The sequence below is a fragment of the uncultured Albimonas sp. genome (assembly GCF_963977235.1).
Lineage (GTDB): Bacteria > Pseudomonadota > Alphaproteobacteria > Rhodobacterales > Rhodobacteraceae > Albimonas.
In genome coordinates this window covers 469341-486802 of record NZ_CAXBOD010000001.1, presented here as the reverse complement: position 1 = coordinate 486802, position 17462 = coordinate 469341, and the positions used below count along the sequence as shown (strand labels likewise).

The 17462-nt window shown below is 73.9% G+C and carries 9 protein-coding genes; 4 read left to right on the top strand and 5 right to left on the bottom strand.

Going from position 1 to position 17462, the window contains the following annotated elements:
• Positions 1 to 103: 103 nt before the first annotated feature.
• The 4 genes from dxs to AAC134_RS02235 all read right to left on the bottom strand — a co-directional run bounded on the left by dxs (position 104) and on the right by AAC134_RS02235 (position 4440).
• Positions 104 to 2044, bottom strand: coding sequence for a 1-deoxy-D-xylulose-5-phosphate synthase (dxs, locus tag AAC134_RS02250; RefSeq protein WP_339947407.1), 1941 nt, complete (start codon positions 2042 to 2044; stop codon positions 104 to 106).
• Positions 2045 to 2312: 268 nt separating this feature from the next.
• Positions 2313 to 3149, bottom strand: coding sequence for a polyprenyl synthetase family protein (locus tag AAC134_RS02245; protein ID WP_339947442.1), 837 nt, complete (start codon positions 3147 to 3149; stop codon positions 2313 to 2315).
• A 92-nt stretch (positions 3150 to 3241) separates the two neighbouring features.
• A complete protein-coding gene (locus tag AAC134_RS02240; RefSeq protein ID WP_339947406.1) occupies positions 3242 to 3508 on the bottom strand; it encodes an exodeoxyribonuclease VII small subunit in 267 nt (88 codons plus the stop codon).
• Positions 3505 to 4440, bottom strand: coding sequence for a histone deacetylase family protein (locus AAC134_RS02235; protein ID WP_339947405.1), 936 nt, complete (start codon positions 4438 to 4440; stop codon positions 3505 to 3507). Before AAC134_RS02235 ends, AAC134_RS02240 begins: the two co-directional genes overlap by 4 nt.
• 347 nt (positions 4441 to 4787) lie before the next feature.
• Between AAC134_RS02235 and AAC134_RS02230 the strand changes: the two genes are divergently transcribed.
• Entirely contained in the window at positions 4788 to 5876 is a 1089-nt protein-coding gene (locus AAC134_RS02230; RefSeq protein WP_339947404.1) for a nucleotidyltransferase family protein, read from the top strand.
• 215 nt (positions 5877 to 6091) lie between these two features.
• On the opposite strand, the gene AAC134_RS02225 is transcribed toward AAC134_RS02230, so the two are convergent.
• Entirely contained in the window at positions 6092 to 6964 is an 873-nt protein-coding gene (locus tag AAC134_RS02225; RefSeq protein ID WP_339947403.1) for a branched-chain amino acid aminotransferase, read from the bottom strand.
• 354 nt (positions 6965 to 7318) lie between these two features.
• On the opposite strand from AAC134_RS02225, the gene accD reads away from it, so the two are divergent.
• The 3 genes from accD to AAC134_RS02210 all read left to right on the top strand — a co-directional run bounded on the left by accD (position 7319) and on the right by AAC134_RS02210 (position 17445).
• Positions 7319 to 8275: an acetyl-CoA carboxylase, carboxyltransferase subunit beta gene (gene accD, locus AAC134_RS02220; RefSeq protein ID WP_339947402.1), complete on the top strand. Its 957-nt coding sequence runs from the start codon at positions 7319 to 7321 to the stop codon at positions 8273 to 8275.
• A 116-nt stretch (positions 8276 to 8391) separates the two neighbouring features.
• Positions 8392 to 9687, top strand: a complete 1296-nt coding sequence (locus tag AAC134_RS02215; protein ID WP_339947441.1) for a folylpolyglutamate synthase/dihydrofolate synthase family protein — start codon at positions 8392 to 8394, stop codon at positions 9685 to 9687.
• Between the two features lie 267 nt (positions 9688 to 9954).
• Positions 9955 to 17445 (top strand): SDR family NAD(P)-dependent oxidoreductase, encoded by a 7491-nt coding sequence (locus tag AAC134_RS02210; RefSeq protein WP_339947401.1) that lies wholly within the window; start codon positions 9955 to 9957, stop codon positions 17443 to 17445.
• The last annotated feature ends 17 nt before the right edge of the window (positions 17446 to 17462 follow it).

The window sequence follows — 17462 nt, the reverse complement described above, 5'->3', positions numbered from 1 at the left end:
TCTCGCCGGGCAGTCGCGCCGGGCCCTGGATCCATGCCCGGGCGGGCCGCGCCCCGCCCCCGGCGCGCGACCGAGCCCCCTGGGTCCTGGCCGCGCGCGCGCCTCAGCCCCGGCCGGCCTTGCCGATCTGCGTCACGCCCAGCGCCGAAAGCGCGGTCGCCACGATGTGCTCCGCGTCCAGCCCGGCCTGGGTGTACATCGCCGTGGGCGAGTCATGGTCCTGGAACAGGTCGGGCAGCGTCATCGGCCGCACCGCCAGCCCCCGGTCCAGCGCGCCCTCGCAGGCCAGCATGTGCAGCACCTGGGAGCCGAAGCCGCCCGAGGCGCCCTCCTCGACCGTGATCAGCGCCGCATGCTCGCGCGCCAGGCGCAGGATCAGCTCGCGGTCCAGGGGCTTGGCGAAGCGCGCGTCCGCAACCGTGGCAGAGACGCCCTTCGCCTCCAGGTCCTCGGCCGCCTTCATCGCCTCGGCGAGCCGCGCCCCGAAGGACAGGATCGCGACCGAGCTCCCCTCGCGCAGCACCCGGCCGCGGCCGATCTCCAGCGGCTCGGGCCGCTCGGGGATCTCGACGCCGACGCCCTCGCCGCGGGGATAGCGGAAGGCGATGGGGCCGGAGTCGTGGGCGACGGCGGTGGCGACCATGCGGGCGAGCTCGGCCTCGTCGGCCGCGGCCATCACCGTGAACCCCGGCAGACTGGCGAGGTAGCCCACGTCAAAGGCCCCGGCGTGGGTGGCGCCGTCCGCGCCCACCAGCCCCGCCCGGTCGATGGCGAAGCGCACCGGCAGCCCCTGCAGGGCGACGTCGTGGACCACCTGATCGTAGGCCCGCTGCAGGAAGGTCGAGTAGATCGCGCAGAACGGCTTCATCCCCGAGGCCGCCAGTCCGGCGGCGAAGGTCACCGCGTGCTGCTCGGCGATGCCGACGTCGAACATGCGGTTGGGGAAGCGCTTGCCGAAGATGTCCATGCCGGTGCCGTCGGGCATTGCGGCGGTGATCCCCACGATGCGGTCGTCCCGCTCGGCCTCGGCCACCAGGGCGTTGGCGAAGACCTTGGTGTAGGCCGGCGCGTTCGAAGGCGCCTTCTTCTGCGCCCCCGTCGCCACGTCGAACTTGGAGACGCCGTGATAGCGGTCGGCGCTGGTCTCGGCGGGCTTGTAGCCCTTGCCCTTCTGGGTGATCGCGTGGATCAGCACCGGCCCGTCGGCCCGCGCCTTGACGGTGCGCAGCACCGGCAGGATCTGGCTCAGGTCGTGCCCGTCGATCGGCCCGACATAGGAGAAGCCCAGCGCCTCGAACAGCGTGCCCCCGACCGCGAGCTCCTTGAGCAGGTGCTTGGCGCGCCGCGCGCCTTCGCGGAACGGTCCCGGCAGGAAGTTGGCCGCGCCCTTGGCCACGGCTGCAAAGTCCTGGAAGGGCTCGCCGGCCCAGAGGCTGGTCAGGTAGCGCGACATCGCGCCCACGGGCGGGGCGATCGACATCTCGTTGTCGTTGAGGATCACCACCAGCTTCGAGCCCAGCGCGCCGGCGTTGTTCATCGCCTCATAGGCCATGCCCGCCGACATCGCCCCGTCGCCGATCACCGCGATGGCGTGGCCGCCCTCGCCGAAACCCAGGTCGCGGGCCGCCGCAAAGCCCAGCGCCGCCGAGATCGAGGTCGAGGAATGCGCCGCTCCGAACGGGTCGTAGGGGCTTTCCGAGCGCTTGGTGAAGCCCGAGAGCCCGCCCCCCTGGCGCAGCGTGCGGATCCGCTCGCGCCGGCCGGTGAGAATCTTGTGGGGATAGGCCTGGTGGCCGACGTCCCAGATCAGCTTGTCGCGCGGCGTGTCGAAGACGGCGTGGATGCCCACGGTCAGCTCGACCACCCCCAGACCCGCGCCGAGATGCCCGCCGGTCTCGGACACCGCCGAGATCGTCTCGGCCCGCAACTCATGGGCGAGCCGCTCGAGCTCCGCGTCCGAGAAGCCGCGCATGTCCGCGGGACTGGTCACCCGGTCCAGCAGCGGGGTGCGCGGGCGGTCCTGGGGCTGGGTCTGCTCGGTCATGCTTGTCCCTGGCTCGGCGGCGGGCTCGGCGATCGGGGACACTTAGGGGAACCCAGGCCACGGGGCAATGCGGGACGGGTCGCAGAGGCCCGGCGACAGCAGGCCCGCCGCCCGGCGCCCGGACCCGCCGCGAGCCCCACCCGCCCGCCCCGGCCGCGGCGAGACCGGGCGCTCGACGACAGGTCGGGCGCGGGATCGGGCGGGGGGACATCCGGTCGCTCGGTGAACTGGGCCCCGCAGCAGCGGGCGCCCCGGGTCAGGACCGTGCTCAGCTCTCCCGCGCCACCGTGAAGCGGGCGGCGAGCGCCAGCGGACGGGCGCGGGGGCCGAAGGGGGCGAGCCTGGCCTCGGCCTCGGCGGCGAGTTCGGCGGCGCGGGCGCGGGCGCCCTCGAGGCCCAGCAGCGAGACGAAGGTGGCCTTGCCGGCCGCCGCGTCCTTGCGCAGGGCCTTGCCCGCCGCCACGACGTCGCCCGAGACGTCGAGCACGTCGTCCTGGATCTGGAAGGCCCGGCCCAGCGCCTCGGCATAGCCGCGGATCGCGACGCGCGCGGCGGGGTCGGCGCGGCCCAGCATGGCGCCCGCCTCGGCGGCGAAGACGATCAGCGCGCCGGTCTTGAGGGCCTGCAGACGCTCGATCTCGGCGAGCTTCAGGGGGGCCTCGGCGGTCTCGGCGGCGATGTCGAGGGCCTGACCTCCGACCATCCCCGCGGCTCCGGCGGCCCGGGCGAGGCCCAGGCACAGCTCGGCGCGCACCGCGCCCTCGGGGTGGGTGAGCGGGTCGGCCAGAATCTCGAAGGCCAGCGTCTGCAGCGCGTCGCCGGCCAGCACGGCGGTGGCCTCGTCCCAGCGGCGATGCACCGTCGGGCGGCCCCGGCGCAGGTCGTCGTCGTCCATGCAGGGCATGTCGTCGTGGACCAGGGAGTAGGCGTGCAGGCACTCGACCGCCGCGGCGACCCGCTCGGCCCCCTCGGAGGGGGCGCCGAACAGCTCGGCCGTCTCCAGCGTCAGATAGGCGCGCAGGCGCTTGCCGCCGCCAAGCGAGGCGTAGCGCATCGCCGGCGCAAGGCCCGGCCGCTCGCCCAGCAGCAGGGCGGGGGGCAGCAGCGCCTCGAGCGCGCCCTCGACGAGGGCGACGTCGGTGGCCAGACGCTCGGCGAATTCCGGCGTCCAGTCGGGCGCTTGCGCGAGAGTCACGGTCACTCGACCTGCGTCGCCCTGGCCGAGACCGTCCCGTCGGGCGCCTCGGCGATCTGGGCCACCTTCAGCTCGGCGGCCTTGAGCTTGGCCTCGCAATGGGCCTTCAGCTTCGCCCCCCGCTCGTAAAGCGCGATCGAGGCGTCGAGCGGGGCGTCCCCGCTCTCCAGCCGGTCGACCACCTGCTCCAGCTCGCGCATGGCGTCCTCGAACGAGAGGGCGTCCACGGGTTTGGGGTCGGGCTTGGGGTCGGGTCGGGTCTCGCTCATAGGCTCCGCTCCATCAGCGCCTGCACATGGGCCGCGGTCGACACCGCCAGCCCCACCAGGTCGTAGCCGCCTTCCAGGACCGAGACGACGCGGCCTTCCGCGCAGGTCTCGGCCAGGTCGCAGATGCGGTGGGTGATCCAGGCGAAATCCGCCTCCACCAGGTTCAGCTCGGCCAGCGGGTCGCGGTGGTGGGCGTCGAACCCGGCCGAGACGATGATCAGCTCGGGCGCCGCGGCCGCGACCGCGGGCAGCAGCCGGTTCTCCCACACCGCGCGGAACTGCGGGCCGCCCGAGCCCGGGCGCAGGCCGGCGTTGTGCACGTTGCCCGAGCCGCCGGTCTCCGATTCCGCCCCGGTGCCGGGATAGAGCGGCCACTGGTGCGACGAGCAGAAGGTCGCCCGCCCCTCGTCCCACAGCACCGCCTGGGTGCCGTTGCCGTGGTGCACGTCGAAATCGACCACCGCGACCCGGCTCAGGCCGCGAACCTCGAGCGCGTGGCGCGCGGCGATGGCGGCGTTCGAGAACAGGCAGAAGCCCATCGCGCGGTCGGGCTCGGCATGGTGGCCGGGGGGGCGCATGGCCACGAATGCGCCCCGCGCCTCGCCGTCCAGCACCATGTCCACGCCCTGGGCGGCGGCGCCCGCGCCGTGCAGGGCCGCGTCCAGCGAGCCCGCCGAGAGGTAGGTGTCGGAATCCAGCATCGCCCCGCCCTCGGCCGGGATCGCCGCGCGGATCCGGTCGATGTGGCTCTGGGGATGGGCCAGCCGCAGCAGGGCGTCCTCTGCCGGGCGCGCCTCGATCCGCGTCAGGTGGGCGAACCGCTCGTCCTCCAGCGCCGCGGCGACGGCCTTGATGCGGTCGACGCGCTCGGGGTGGCCCGGCGGCTCGACGTGGCCGAGGCTCGATTCGTGCTGGATCAGGGCGAGGGTCATGCTGTCTCCCGGTCGGCATGTCTCGGGGCGTGTAGCGCTGCGCGCCCGCCGGCGCCACCTTGACGGCGCGGGGGCGCGGCGCCAACCCCGGCGCGTGAGCCCGCACCGCCCCGCCCCCGCGTCCCCGAGGCGCTGGACGAGGGGGCGGGGATGGGCCAAACCGGGCCGGAGAGCAAGGAGCCGACGACGATCTTGACCCCTCCCCGCGATCCCCGGCCCCCCCGTTGCCCGGCGCCGAGGCCCCGGACGCGCCCGGCGACGCGCCCGGCGATGGGCCCCCGGACATGCGCGCCGGGGCGCCCCCGGACGCGCGCGCCGACGCCCCCCCTGGCCGGGCCGCGCCTCCGATGAGCGCCCCCGAGCCTGCCCCCCGCCCCCCGCAAGCCAGGGCCGCTCCCGCGGTGGTGGCGCAGACGCTGGCCCTGCTGCGCGCCTGGGAATCGGGCGCGACGCCGGCCGCGCCGAGCGCGCGGACGCTCGACCTGGTGGGATTCGCCGCCGCCCAGGGGGTCGCCTGGCCGGTCTGCCAGGCCCTGTCGCGCGCGCTGCCCGCCCCTGTCGCCGCCCTGCTGTTGCGCCCGGCGATTGAGGGGCGCGAGGCGCATGCCGATCGCCTCGCCGCCCAGCTTCGCGATCTGGCGGCCCTGCTCCACGCCGCGGGGCTCGAGGCCGCGGCCCTGAAAGGCGCCGCCGCCATCGCCGCCGCGGGCGGAGAGCCCGCGCCCTGGCGGGAGATGGTGGACCTAGACCTGCTGGTGGCCCCCGCCGACCTGCCCCGCGCCGTCGACGCCCTGCGCGGCGCCGGCTACACCGGCGACGCCGAGGCCTATGTGGCGACCGACTACCATTTCCCCGCGCTCTACCCCCCGCCCGGCGCCGGCGTGGCGACGGTCGAGCTGCACACCCGCACCGGCTGGGCCCGCCGCGGCCCCCTGCGCGAGATCGGCGCCCGCGCCCTGCCCGGCGCCCTGCCCGGCCTGCGCATCCCCACGGCCGAGGATCGCCTCGTGCACCTGGTCCAGCACGCCCAGATCGCCGACCGCCGCCGCCAGCGCCGCTCGCTGCGCCTGCGCGACGCGCTCGACTGGCGGCTGCTGACCCGGACCGAGACCCCCGCCCCCGGCGGCCCCGCCGACATCGAGGCCGCGGCCGAGCGGTTCTCCTCCGGTCGCCCCCGCAAGGCCTTCCAGAGCTTCGCCGTGCTGATGTCGCGGATCTGGGAGACGCCGGTCCCCCCGGCATGGGAGGCCCGCCACGCCGCCTGGGCCGAGGAGGTCCTCGCCGCCCTCGCCGACCCCGCCCGGGCCGAGCGCTGGCGCGAGGCCGACCGCCGGCGGGAGTTCTGGGACACGCTGACCTCGCGCGAAGCGCTGGGCCACCTGGCGCTCGGCAGCCTAAACCCCAGCCGCCTGCGCCGCTTCCTGCGCCGGATCTGAGGCGCCGCGCAGGGCCGGATTGCGCGCCCGGACGCCCCGCACCCGGCTCGGGAGACGGAAGGCGCCGCAACCGGCCCCCGCGCGTCCCCTCTCCCGCCCTCGAATTTCCGGGGGATCCGCCCGCCAGACGGGCGCCCCGGGCCTGACCCGGGGCCTCCCGCGCAACGCCCGGTCCCGGGCGCCCGGCGCGGCAGGAGGCGCGGCGCCGGCCGCCCTCAGGCGTGGGCGAACTGCCAGTAGAGCTCGCGCGCACGCTTCGCGACCGGCCCGGGGCCGTACTCGACCTCGTCGAACTTCCAGACCGGCACCACCTTCGAGGCGTTGCCGGTGGAAAACACCTCGTCGGCCTCGCGGAAATCGTCCAGCGTCAGGGTGGTCTCGACCACCTCCGTTCCCGCCTCGCGCAGCAGCTTGATGACCCGCTGGCGGGTGATGCCGTTGAGGAAGGTGCCGTTGGGGATCGGGGTGGCCACGACCCCGTCGCGAACCATGAACACGTTCGAGGTCGAGAGCTCGGCGACATTCCCCGCCAGGTCCTGCACCAGGGCGTTGTCGAACCCCTTCGACTTGGCCTCGCGCATCATCCGGGCGTTGTTGGGATAGAGACACCCGGCCTTGGCGTCCATCACCGCCACCGACTGGATCGGCCGGCGAAACTGCGTCGTGGTCACCGACATGCCGCCGTTGGGCATCGCGTCGGGATCGGCCATCGGCAGCGCCTCGAGGCACAGCGCGAAGGCGGTGCTGTCGGGATCGGCGCAGATCAGCGAGGCGTCGCCCGAGCGCGACCAGTACATCGGCCGCACATAGACCGGGATGTCGGAGATGAACCTCTCCAGACCCTCGGTGGCGAGCTCGATCATCTGGCCGGCGGGGATCGTGGCCTCCAGCCCCATCGCCTCGGCCGAGGCGTTCACCCGCGCGCAGTGCAGGTCGAGGTCGGGGGCCACGCCCTCGAAGCCCCGGGCGCCGTCGAACACCGACACGCCCTGCCACAGGCCGTGATCGGCGGCGCCCGCCACCCGCACGTCGCCCTGGTGCCAGGACCCATCGCTCCAGGTCCAGATCTCGCCCGCGCCCATCGGCATCCGCCGGCCCTCCGATTGTTCCGAACCCCGTCAGCATGAGCCGCCGCAGCGCAGCATTCAACCCGCCGCATCGCGGAATACGACATCGCGCGTCGCATTCCGCCCACGATCGGGTGAGATGCCCCGATTCCCCGATCGCGCGCTCGCGTCGTCCCTCGCGCAGGCGCCCGACCAGCCCCCCCAACCAGCTCCCCCGACCAGCTCCCGCGCGGTTTCCCCGCGCAACCGGATTGCCCTTCCCGCCCCGGCGCCGCTTGCAATCCGGGCCCTGCGCCGCTACCTCGCCGCCAGACCGGCCGCCCATGCGCTCAGCCCCTGCGCGCATGGCGGGCGGATGCAGAACGGGATCGGGCCATGAACTGGATCAACGACTACGTCCGCCCGCGGATCAACTCGCTGAACACGCTCTTCACCTCGAAGCGCGAGATGCCGGACAACCTCTGGCGCAAGTGCGACGAGTGCGGGACGATGCTGTTCCACCGCGAGCTGGCCGAGGCGCTCTACGTCTGTCCCTCCTGCCAGCATCACATGCTGATCAGCCCGCGCGACCGCTTCACGGCGCTGTTCGACGGCGGGACCTATCACGAGATCGCCATCCCCGAGCCGCTGGCCGACCCGCTCCAGTTCCGCGACGAGAAACGCTATCCCGACCGGATGCGCGACGCCCGCCGCAAGACCGGCGAGCATGAGGCCGTGCTGCTGGCCGAGGGCGACCTCGGCCGTCTTCCGGTGGTGGCGCTGGCGCAGGACTTCTCGTTCATGGGCGGCTCGATGGGCATGGCCGTGGGCAACGCCATGATCGCCGGGGCCGAGCGCGCGGTGAAGCGCCGCGCGCCCTTCGTGGTGTTCTCGGCCGCCGGCGGCGCGCGCATGCAGGAGGGGATCCTGTCCCTGATGCAGATGCCGCGCACCACCGTCGCCGTGCAGATGGTCAAGGAGGCCGGGCTTCCCTACGTCGTCGTCCTGACCAACCCCACCACCGGGGGCGTCACCGCCTCCTACGCCATGCTGGGCGACATCCAGATCGCCGAGCCCAACGCCCTGATCTGCTTCGCCGGCCCCCGGGTCATCGAGCAGACCATCCGCGAGACCCTGCCCGAGGGCTTCCAGCGCGCGGAATACCTCCTCGACCACGGCATGCTCGACCGCGTCATCCACCGCCGGGAGATGCGCGACGAGCTCGCCCGCCTGCTCCGCCTGCTGATGAACGAGACGCCGCGGGTCCACGGCGACCTGCCCGCCCCCTCCCCCGCCGCCCAGGAAGCGGCCGAGGTCGTCGAAGCCGCGAAGTCAGGGTCCCCCGAAGCTTGAGCCGCCAGCCCGCCGAGATCGACGGTCCCGTCCCACCGGGCGCGCCGGTCGCCCCGGGCGTGGGCGGCGTCACCGCGGATTCGATCCGCGGCCAGGCCGGAAGCGCGCCCTCGGACATGATCCTCGAGCGTCTGATGACGCTGCATCCCAAGATCATCGACCTGACGCTCGACCGCATGCACCGCCTGCTGGATGAGCTCGGCCACCCCGAGCGGTCGCTGCCCGGCGTGGTGCACATCGCCGGAACCAACGGCAAGGGCTCGACGCTGGCGATGATCCGCGCGGGGCTGGAGGCGGCGGGGAAGACCACCAACGTCTACACCTCCCCCCACCTCGCCCGCTTCCATGAGCGGATCCGCCTGCATGGCGAGCTGATCGCCGAGCCCGACTTCGCCGCGCTGCTGGACGAATGCGAGCGGGTGAATGGCGGGACCTCGATCACCTTCTTCGAGATCACCACCTGCGCGGCGCTGCTGGCCTTCGCGCGGCGCCCGGCCGACCACACGCTGCTGGAAACCGGGCTCGGCGGGCGTCTGGACGCCACCAACGTGGTCGATCGGCCGGCGCTGACCGTGATCACCCCGATCTCGATCGACCACCAGCAATACCTCGGCGAGACCATCGCCGAGATCGCAGGCGAGAAGGCCGGCATCCTCAAGCCCGGCGCGCCCTGCGTGGTCGGCCCCCAGCCCGACGCCGCGCTCTCGGTCATCGAGGCGCGGGCCGAGGCCATCGGCGCCCCCCTGATCGTGGCCAACCGCGACTGGCAGGCGTGGTCCGAGCGCGGGCGGCTGGTCTATCAGGACGGGGACGGGCTGCTCGACCTCGACCTGCCCGCGCTGCCCGGCGCCCACCAGATCGAGAACGCCGGCGCCGCGCTGGCCGCCCTGCGCCGGCTGGGCGTCGCCGACGCCGCCTGCGCCGCGGCGCTGGAGCGGGTGCAGTGGCCCGCGCGGCTGCAACGCCTAGACCCGGCGCAGCTTCCGGGCCTTCCCCCCGACTCGGAGATCTGGCTGGACGGCGGCCACAACGTCGCGGCCGGCGAGGCGCTGGCCGCGCACATGGCCGCCCTGAACGAGCGTCGCCCCGCGCCGCTGCGCCTGGTCGTGGGGATGCTCGAGACCAAGGATCCCACCGGCTTCCTGGCGCATTTCCGGGGGCTCGCCGCCTCGGTCGAGACGCTGGCGATTCCCGACGCGGGCGCCAGCCTGCCGGCCGAGGTGCTGGCCCAGGCCGGCCGCGCCGCCGGACTTGACGCAGCGCCGGCCGAGGGCTTTGACGCCGCCCTGTCCCGCGCCGCCTCACGCGCGGATGCGCAGGCGGGGGGCCAGGCCGCTCCGCCGCGGGTGCTGATCTGCGGATCGCTCTATCTGGCGGGCTGGGTTCTGCGCCGGATCGCGCCGCTGCGTTAACCGAGCCCTGCAACATTCCGTTGCAAAGCGTTGTTTCGACACGTTCGGGAAGTTATGCTTAACCGGTTGTTAATCGAAGCCGAGGATCGCCGAGCCGTTACGGGACGGTGCGGCGGTTGGGCCAAGTTGCCGCGGAACGAGAATTCCGCTACGGCGAGATACGAGGCACGGTCCCGACACGCAACGACGTGGGGGGAGTGGGACCGAAAATCGAGAACGCCGGGCAAAAGGCACCCGGCGCGCCGCTAAGGTCGCAGAGGGCAGGCTGTGCTTAAATCAACCAAGCCGGGCGAGATCGCCATCGTCGGGTACGGCTGCCGGCTCCCCGGCGCTTCGGACGCAGACGGGTTCTGGTCGCTCCTCAAGGACGGACGCTGTTCCGTCGGACAGGTCGATCCGTCCCGTTGGGCGACCGACCGCTGGCGCAATCCGGCGGGCGGCCCGGGCCGCAGCTACACCTTTGCCGCTGGCCAGCTCGACGCCCCCTTCGACTTCGATGCGGGCTTCTTCGGCATTTCGCCGCGCGAAGCCGAGCAGATGGACCCCCAGCAGCGCCTGATGCTTCAGGTGACGTGGGAGGCGTTGGAGAAATCCGGCCTGCGCGCCTCGGACCTGCCCAAGGCGACGACCGGCGTGTTCGTCGGCGCGTCCTCGTCCGACTACGCCAACCGCTTCTACTACGATCCGGCGGGGATCGATTCCCAGTTCATGACCGGGAACACCCTGTCGCTGATCTCGAACCGGGTCAGCTACATCCTCGACCTCAACGGGCCCAGCTACACCGTCGACACCGCCTGCTCCTCGGGCCTCTACGCGCTGCACGAGGCGTTCGTCGCCATGCAGGCGGGGCTCGTGGACACCGCCATCGTCGGTGCGGTGAACATGCTGCTGTCGCCGTTCCCCTTCGTGGGCTTCTCGGCCGCGACGATGCTCTCGAAGGTCGGCCTCTGCCAGGCGTTCGACGCCAACGGCGACGGCTACGTCCGCTCCGAGGGGGCGGTGGTCTTCGTGCTGCGCACGCTGGAGTCCGCGATCGCCAACAACGACCGCGTTCTGGGCGTGATCTCGGGCGCGGGGATCAACTCCGACGGGCGAACGACCGGCGTGTCGCTGCCCTCGGGCGATCAGCAGCGCGCGCTGCTCGACGACGTCTACCAGCGCTTCAACATCAATCCCGCCAAGCTCGCCTTCATCGAGGCGCATGGCACCGGCACACGCGCCGGCGACCCGATCGAGACCTGGGCGCTGGGCCAGGCGCTGGGCCAGCGCCGCGCCGATCCGTTGCCCATCGGCTCGGCCAAGACCAACGTCGGCCATCTCGAAGCGGGCTCCGGCCTCGTCGGCCTGCTCAAGGCGCAGCTGGCGCTCGAGCACGGGATGCTCCCCGCCTCGCTGCACTTCAACGAGCCCAACCCCGACATCAAGTTCGAAGACTGGAACCTGTCGGTCGCGGCCTCGGCCATGCCGCTGGTGACGCAGGGCGCGCCGCTTTACGCCGGCGTCAACTCCTTCGGCTTCGGCGGCGCCAACGCCCACGTGGTCCTGCGCCAGCCCAAGGCCGAGGAGCGCCGCCCCGAGCCCGGCAAGATCGAGCCCGCGCCCCTGATCCTCTCGGCCCGCTCCGAGGAATCGCTGACCGCGCTCGCCCGCGCCTACCGCGCCCGCCTCGACGGCGCCTCGGCGGCCGAGGCCGCGCGCGTGTCCAACGCCGCCGCCTACCAGCGCGAGCGGCTGCCCCATCGCCTGATCGCCCTGTCTGGCGACCGGAACGAGCAGATCGCCGCGCTCGACGCGCATCTGGCGGGCGAGAAGTCCCCGATGCTCGCCACCGGCCGCGCCCAGTCGAAGGAGGGCCGCACGGCCTTCGTCTTCTCGGGCAACGGCGCCCAGCATGTCGGCATGGGCCGGGCGGCCTATGCCAACGACCCGATCTTCCGCGCCACCTTCGACGCGGTCTCGACCATCTTCGAGAAGCTCGCCGACGTGTCGCTGGTCGAGGCGATGCATGCCGACGACCTCGAGGAGCGTCTGCCCTACACCTCCCTCGCCCAGCCGCTGATCTTCGCCACCCAGGTGGCCACGGTCGAGAGCCTGGCCGAGAAGGGCCTGAAGCCCGACGCCGTGCTCGGCCATTCGGTCGGCGAGGTCGCCGCGGCCTGGGCCGCCGGCGCCTTCGACCTGCCCGACGCGGTGCGCCTGATCCACGTGCGCTCCCGCAACCAGGAGAAGATCCGCGACCGCGGCACCATGGCCGCCGTGCTGGCGGGCGAGGACGCCACGCGCGCCGCGATCGAGGAAGGCGGCTTCGACCAGATCGCGGTGGCGGCCGACAACTCCCCCCGCTCGGTGACCATCTCGGGCCCCTCGGACCAGATCGCCGCCTTCGCGAAGTTCGCGCGCCGCAAGAAGATCGCCTGCAAGGCGCTGGGGCTGGAGTATCCGTTCCACTCCCCCATCGCCGAGGCGCTGAAGGACGATCTGCTGGGCGACCTCGACTGGCTGCGCCCGGCCGAGACCCGCTGCGACTTCGTCTCGGCCACCTTCGGCGCCCCCGCCGACGGCGAGGCGCTGGGCCCGCACTACTGGTGGTCCAACATCCGCCAGCCGGTCCTGTTCCGACAGGGCCTCGAAGCCCTGCTCGAGGCCGACTGCGTGACCTTCGTCGAGATCGGGCCCCGCCCGGTCCTGTCGACCTATGTCCGCGACACCGCCGCCGACCGCTCGCGCCCCTCCGCCGTGCTGACCACGCTCGAGGAGAAGGACCCGCGCGCCGACATGCGCCGCGTGGTGGCGCTGGCCGTGGCCCAGGGCGCGCAACTGGTCGAGAACCGCTTCTTCGGCCGCGACGCCCGTCCCGACCAGGACCTGCCGCTGTATCCCTGGCGGCTGCAGACCTACTTCCTGCCCCCCTCCGACGAGGCGGTCCGCCAGCTCGACGCCGTGGGCGGCGATCCGCTGCTGGGCACGGCCCTGCGCGCCGGCGGCCGCGACTGGCGCGCCACGGTCGATCCCGGCTCCCCCGCCTGGCTCGGCGATCACCGGGTCGAGGACGCGGTGGTGTTCCCCGCGGCCGGCTACGTGGACATGGCGCTCGCCGCCGGGATCGAGGCGCTGGCCGGCGACGGCCGCGACGACGGCCCGATCGAGCTTGTCGACCTCGACATCCTGCGCCCGCTGGCGATGGAGGAGGGGACCGGCTACGAGCTCCGCACCACCGTCCAGGGCGACCGCATGGTGGTGGACGTGGAAAGCCGCCGCCGCCTGTCTGGCGAGGAGTTCGGCCTGCACGCCCGCGGCCGCCTACGCCGGCCCGCCGGCCCCGTGCCCGCCCCCAAGGCCCCGCCCGCGCCCGACGCCGAGCGCACCGTGGGGGCCGAGCGCCTCTATGAGCTGACCCGCCGCTTCGGGCTCGGCTATGGCGAGGTGTTCCGCCGCGCCGTCTCGGCGCGGATCGTGGACGACCGCTCCGCCTTCGTGACGCTGGACGCGGCGCACCCCGCGCTCGACTGCACGCGCCACGCGCTGCACCCCGCGCTGCTGGACGCCGCCTTCCACGGCCTGTTCGCCCTGATCGCAGAGCGGGCGAAGTCCGCCGACGGCTCGATGTCCTACCTGCCGGTGCGCCTGGGCTCGTTGATCCTGCACGCGCCCCACGCCGCCCCCGTCGGCGCCTGGGTGGAGATCGACCGCGCCTCGGAGCGCTCGCTCGAGGCCACCTTCCGGCTCTGCGACGCCACCGGCGCGCCCATCGCCACGCTGACCGGCGCCCGGTTCAAGGGCGTGCGGATCTCGCGCGTGAAGCCGGCGGCCGAGCTGACCTATCGCAATGCGCTGGCCCGCATCGCCCCGGCCGGCGGCGCGAAGTCGGACCTGGGCGCGCTCGCCCCCGGCCTGCTGCGCGAGATCGCGGTGGACGAGGCGCCCGAGCTCTCGGCCGGCGCGCTGCTGCTGGACACCACCGCGCGCCGGGTCGCCCGCGACGCGCTGGCCCATCTCGCGACCGAATCCACCGTGCTCGACGCCGAGGCGCTGATCGCCGAGGGCCGCCTTGCCGAAACCGCCCGCCCCCTGTTCGAGCGTCTGCTGATGGCGCTGGAGGAGGACGAGGCCGTCGGCCGGACCGAGGACGGGCGCGCGCTGCTCGATCCCAACCCGCCCTATCCGCCCCTCTCGGCCCTGGTCGAGGCGCTGTTCGCCGAGGCGCCCCGCCGCATCGTCGAGATCGCGCGCCTGATGGCCCTGCCCGACGCGCTGCCCCGGCTGCTGGCCGCCGGTCCCTCCGAGGGCGCCGACGGACCCGTCACCGCGGCCCAGCTGCGCATGGCCGCCTCCGGCCCCGCCGGCGAGGCGCGCTGGTCGGCCCTGTCGGAGGCGGCCGCGATCACGGTCGCCAACGCCCGCCCCGACCGTCGCCTCGACGTGCTGGTGGTCGGCGCGGCGCCCGCGGCCCTGCTCGACCGGCTGCAGGCCGCCGCCGTGGTCTCGGCCTGCGTGGTGACCGACCCCGATCCGCGCCACGTCCGCTCGCTCAAGGTGGGCGACCCGGACCGGGCCAAGATCGACTACCTGCCCCTCGACGAGATCCTGCCCGGCCGCAGCTTCGACCTGGTGCTGGCCGGCGACGCGCTGTGCCGCCTGGGCGCGCCCGCGCTCGCCGATCTCAAGGCCCTGATGGCCGAGGGCGCCGCCCTCGTCGCCGTCGAGGAGGCGCCCAGCCTGATCGCCGACCTGATCGAGGGCGACGAGACCGCCTGGTGGTCCGACACGCTCGATCCCACCCTGCCCGTCGGACGCCTGCGCGAGGCGCCCGAGTGGTCCGAGACCCTGGCCCAGGCCGGCTTCCTCGACGTCTCCGCCCGCCCCCTGGCGAGCGCGGAGGCGCAGGCGGCCCTGGTGCTGGCCACCGCCCCCGCCCGCCTTCCGGCCGAGGCCGAGACCGCCGACGGCCCGATCCTGGTGGTCCACGCCGCCGCCGAGAAGGCCCTGGCCGAAGCCCTCGTCGCCCGCCTCGCCGAGGCCGGCCGCGAGACCGCCGCCGTGACCGAGGCCAAGCTCTCGGCCGCGCTGGAGGCGTCCGAGGCGGCCGAGATCGTGCTGCTCGCCCATCTCGCGGCCGAGGGTCCTGCGCTGGCCGCCGCCCACGCCCGGATGCTGTCGGCCAAGACCGCGCTGGCCCTGCCCGGCCGCGTCGCCCGCCTGTGGACGGTCACCCGCGGCGGCGTCGCCGCCGGCCCGCTGCGTCCGCTGAACCCGACCGAGGCCGCCGCCTGGGGCCTCGGCCGCGTGCTGGCCAACGAGTTTCCCGACATCGACGTGCGCCTGTGCGACTTCGCGCCCGAGATCCTGGCCGCCGACCTGCCCGCCCGCCTCGCCGCCGAGATCCTCTCGCCGGCCGAGGACCGCGAAACGGTCCACGACCTCGCCGGCCGCGCCGGCGTGCGGGCCGAGCGCGTCTCCGACCTCGCCGACCGCGCCCGCGCCGCCACCCTGGCGAACCCCGCGATGGGCGTGCGCCGCCTGGCGCTGGGCCAGCAGGGCTCGATCGACAGCCTCGAGTGGCGGGTCGAGGACCGCGGCGCCCCCGCCGAGGGCGAGATCGAGATCGAGGTGGTCGCCGCCGGCCTGAACTTCCGCGACATCATGTGGGCCCAGGGCCTGCTGCCCGAAGAGGCGCTCGAGGACGGTTTCGCCGGCCCCACGCTGGGCATGGAATGCTCGGGCGTGGTGGTGCGCACCGGCCCCGCCTGCGCCCGCTTCCGGGAGGGCGATCGCGTGATCGCCTTCGCGCCCAGCTGCTTCGCCACCCATGTCTGCGTGCACGAGAACGCCGTCGCCCCGCTGCCCGAGGGCGTCGACCTGACGGCGGCCGCGACCATCCCCACCACCTTCCTGACCGCCTGGTACGGGCTGGTGGAACTGTCGAACCTGTCGAGCGGCGAGACCGTGCTGATCCACGGCGGCGCCGGCGGCGTCGGCCTCGCGGCCCTGCAGATCGCCGCCGCCCGCGGCGCGCAGGTCATCGCCACCGCCGGCTCTCCGGCCAAGCGCGAGCTGCTGCGCCAGCTCGGCGCCGCGCATGTCTTCGACAGCCGCTCCCTGACCTTCGCCGACGACGTGATGCGCGTGACCGACGGCGAGGGCGTCGACGTGGTCCTGAACTCGCTGTTCGGCGAGGCGATGGAGCGCTCGATCGAGTGCCTGAAGCCCTTCGGCCGCTTCGTCGAACTGGGCAAGCGCGACTACTACGCCAACTCCCAGATCGGCCTGCGCCCGTTCCGGCGCAATCTGACCTACTTCGGCGTGGATGCGGACCAGCTGCTGGTCTACCGTCCCGAGCTCGCCGTGCGCGTGTTCGAGCAACTCGGCGAAGGGTTCGAGCGGGGCGACCTGATCCCGCTGCCGCACATCGTCTTCGACAGCGCCGAGGTGGTCGACGCCTTCCGCCTGATGCAGAAGTCCGGCCATATCGGCAAGATCCTGGTGAAGGCCCCCCCGAAGGTCGAGGCGCCGCGCACCCGCGCGCCCAGGATCACCGGCAAGGGCGCCTATCTGGTGGTTGGCGGGCTGGGCGGTTTCGGCGCCGAAACCGCCGCCTGGCTGGTAGAGCGGGGCGCCCGCCACATCTGGCTCACCTCCCGCTCCGGCCGTGTGACCGAGGCCGCCAAGACCGCCATCCGCCGGATGGAGGCGATGGGCGCCAAGGTCGTGACCCGCGCCTGCGACGCCGCCGACGAGACCGCCCAGAAAGAGCTGATCGACGAGATCGAGGCCGGCCCCGCCCGCCTGCGCGGCGTGCTGCACACCGCCATGACCCTCGACGACGCGCTGTTCGCCAATCTCGACGGCGAGCGGATCCGCACCGTCCTGCGCCCCAAGATCGCGGGGGCCGAGACGCTGGACCGCCTGACGCGGGACCTCAAGCTCGACCTCTTCGTGGTCTATTCCTCGGCGACCACGCTGGTCGGCAACCCGGGCCAGACCGCCTATGTCGCCGCCAACTGCTACCTCGAGGCGCTGATGGCCGAGCGTCGGCGCGCGGGCCACCCCGGCCTTGCGGTGGCCTGGGGCGCGATCTCCGACGCGGGGTATCTGACCCGCGACGCCAAGACCGGCGCGATCCTCTCCGACCGCCTCGGCGCCTCGGCGATCACCGCGCGCGAGGCGTTCCAGGGGCTGGAGATGGCGCTCGCCGCCGCCGACCCGCAGGACGCCTCGGCGGTGAGCTACGCCCAGATCGACTGGGCCTCCGCGTCCCGGGAGCTCGCGATCACCCGCACGCCGCTGTTCGCGCGCATGGAGATGCCCGACGCCTCCGCGGCGGGCGAGGCCGCCCTCGACCTCGCCGCCCTGGTCGCCGGGATGACCGAGGCCGAGGCGCTCAAGAAGATCGCCGAGCTGCTGGCCGGCGAGACCTCGCGCATCCTCCGCCTGCCGGCCGAGGAGATCGATCCCCGCCAGCCGCTGACCGAGCTGGGCTTCGACAGCCTGATGGCCGTCGACCTGCGCATGGCCGCCGAGGAGAAACTGGGCATCGACATCCCCTTGATGAGCCTCGCCGGCGGCGCCACCTTGATCGACATCGCCGCCCGCGTGCTCAAGCGCCTCGATCCGGCGGAGGCCGCCGCCGCCGGCGCCCCCGAGGACGCGGTGCTCGACGGCCTGCTGGAGCGGCATGTGGGCACGGGCGACGAGCTCGATCCCGAAGCGATCGCAGAGCTGAAGCGCCGCGCAGGCGGCCCGGCCGGCGCCCTGAACTGAGGCGCCGGCCGCCCCCC

Excerpts from the sequence above, each read along its gene's own strand:
- dxs (WP_339947407.1), bottom strand. The coding sequence starts at position 2,044 with ATGACCGAGCAGACCCAGCCCCAGGACCGCCCGCGCACCCCGCTGCTG.
- AAC134_RS02240 (WP_339947406.1), bottom strand. The coding sequence starts at position 3,508 with ATGAGCGAGACCCGACCCGACCCCAAGCCCGACCCCAAACCCGTGGAC.
- AAC134_RS02235 (WP_339947405.1), bottom strand. The coding sequence starts at position 4,440 with ATGACCCTCGCCCTGATCCAGCACGAATCGAGCCTCGGCCACGTCGAG.
- AAC134_RS02230 (WP_339947404.1), top strand. The coding sequence starts at position 4,788 with ATGAGCGCCCCCGAGCCTGCCCCCCGCCCCCCGCAAGCCAGGGCCGCT.
- AAC134_RS02225 (WP_339947403.1), bottom strand. The coding sequence starts at position 6,964 with ATGCCGATGGGCGCGGGCGAGATCTGGACCTGGAGCGATGGGTCCTGG.
- accD (WP_339947402.1), top strand. The coding sequence starts at position 7,319 with ATGAACTGGATCAACGACTACGTCCGCCCGCGGATCAACTCGCTGAAC.
- AAC134_RS02215 (WP_339947441.1), top strand. The coding sequence starts at position 8,392 with ATGATCCTCGAGCGTCTGATGACGCTGCATCCCAAGATCATCGACCTG.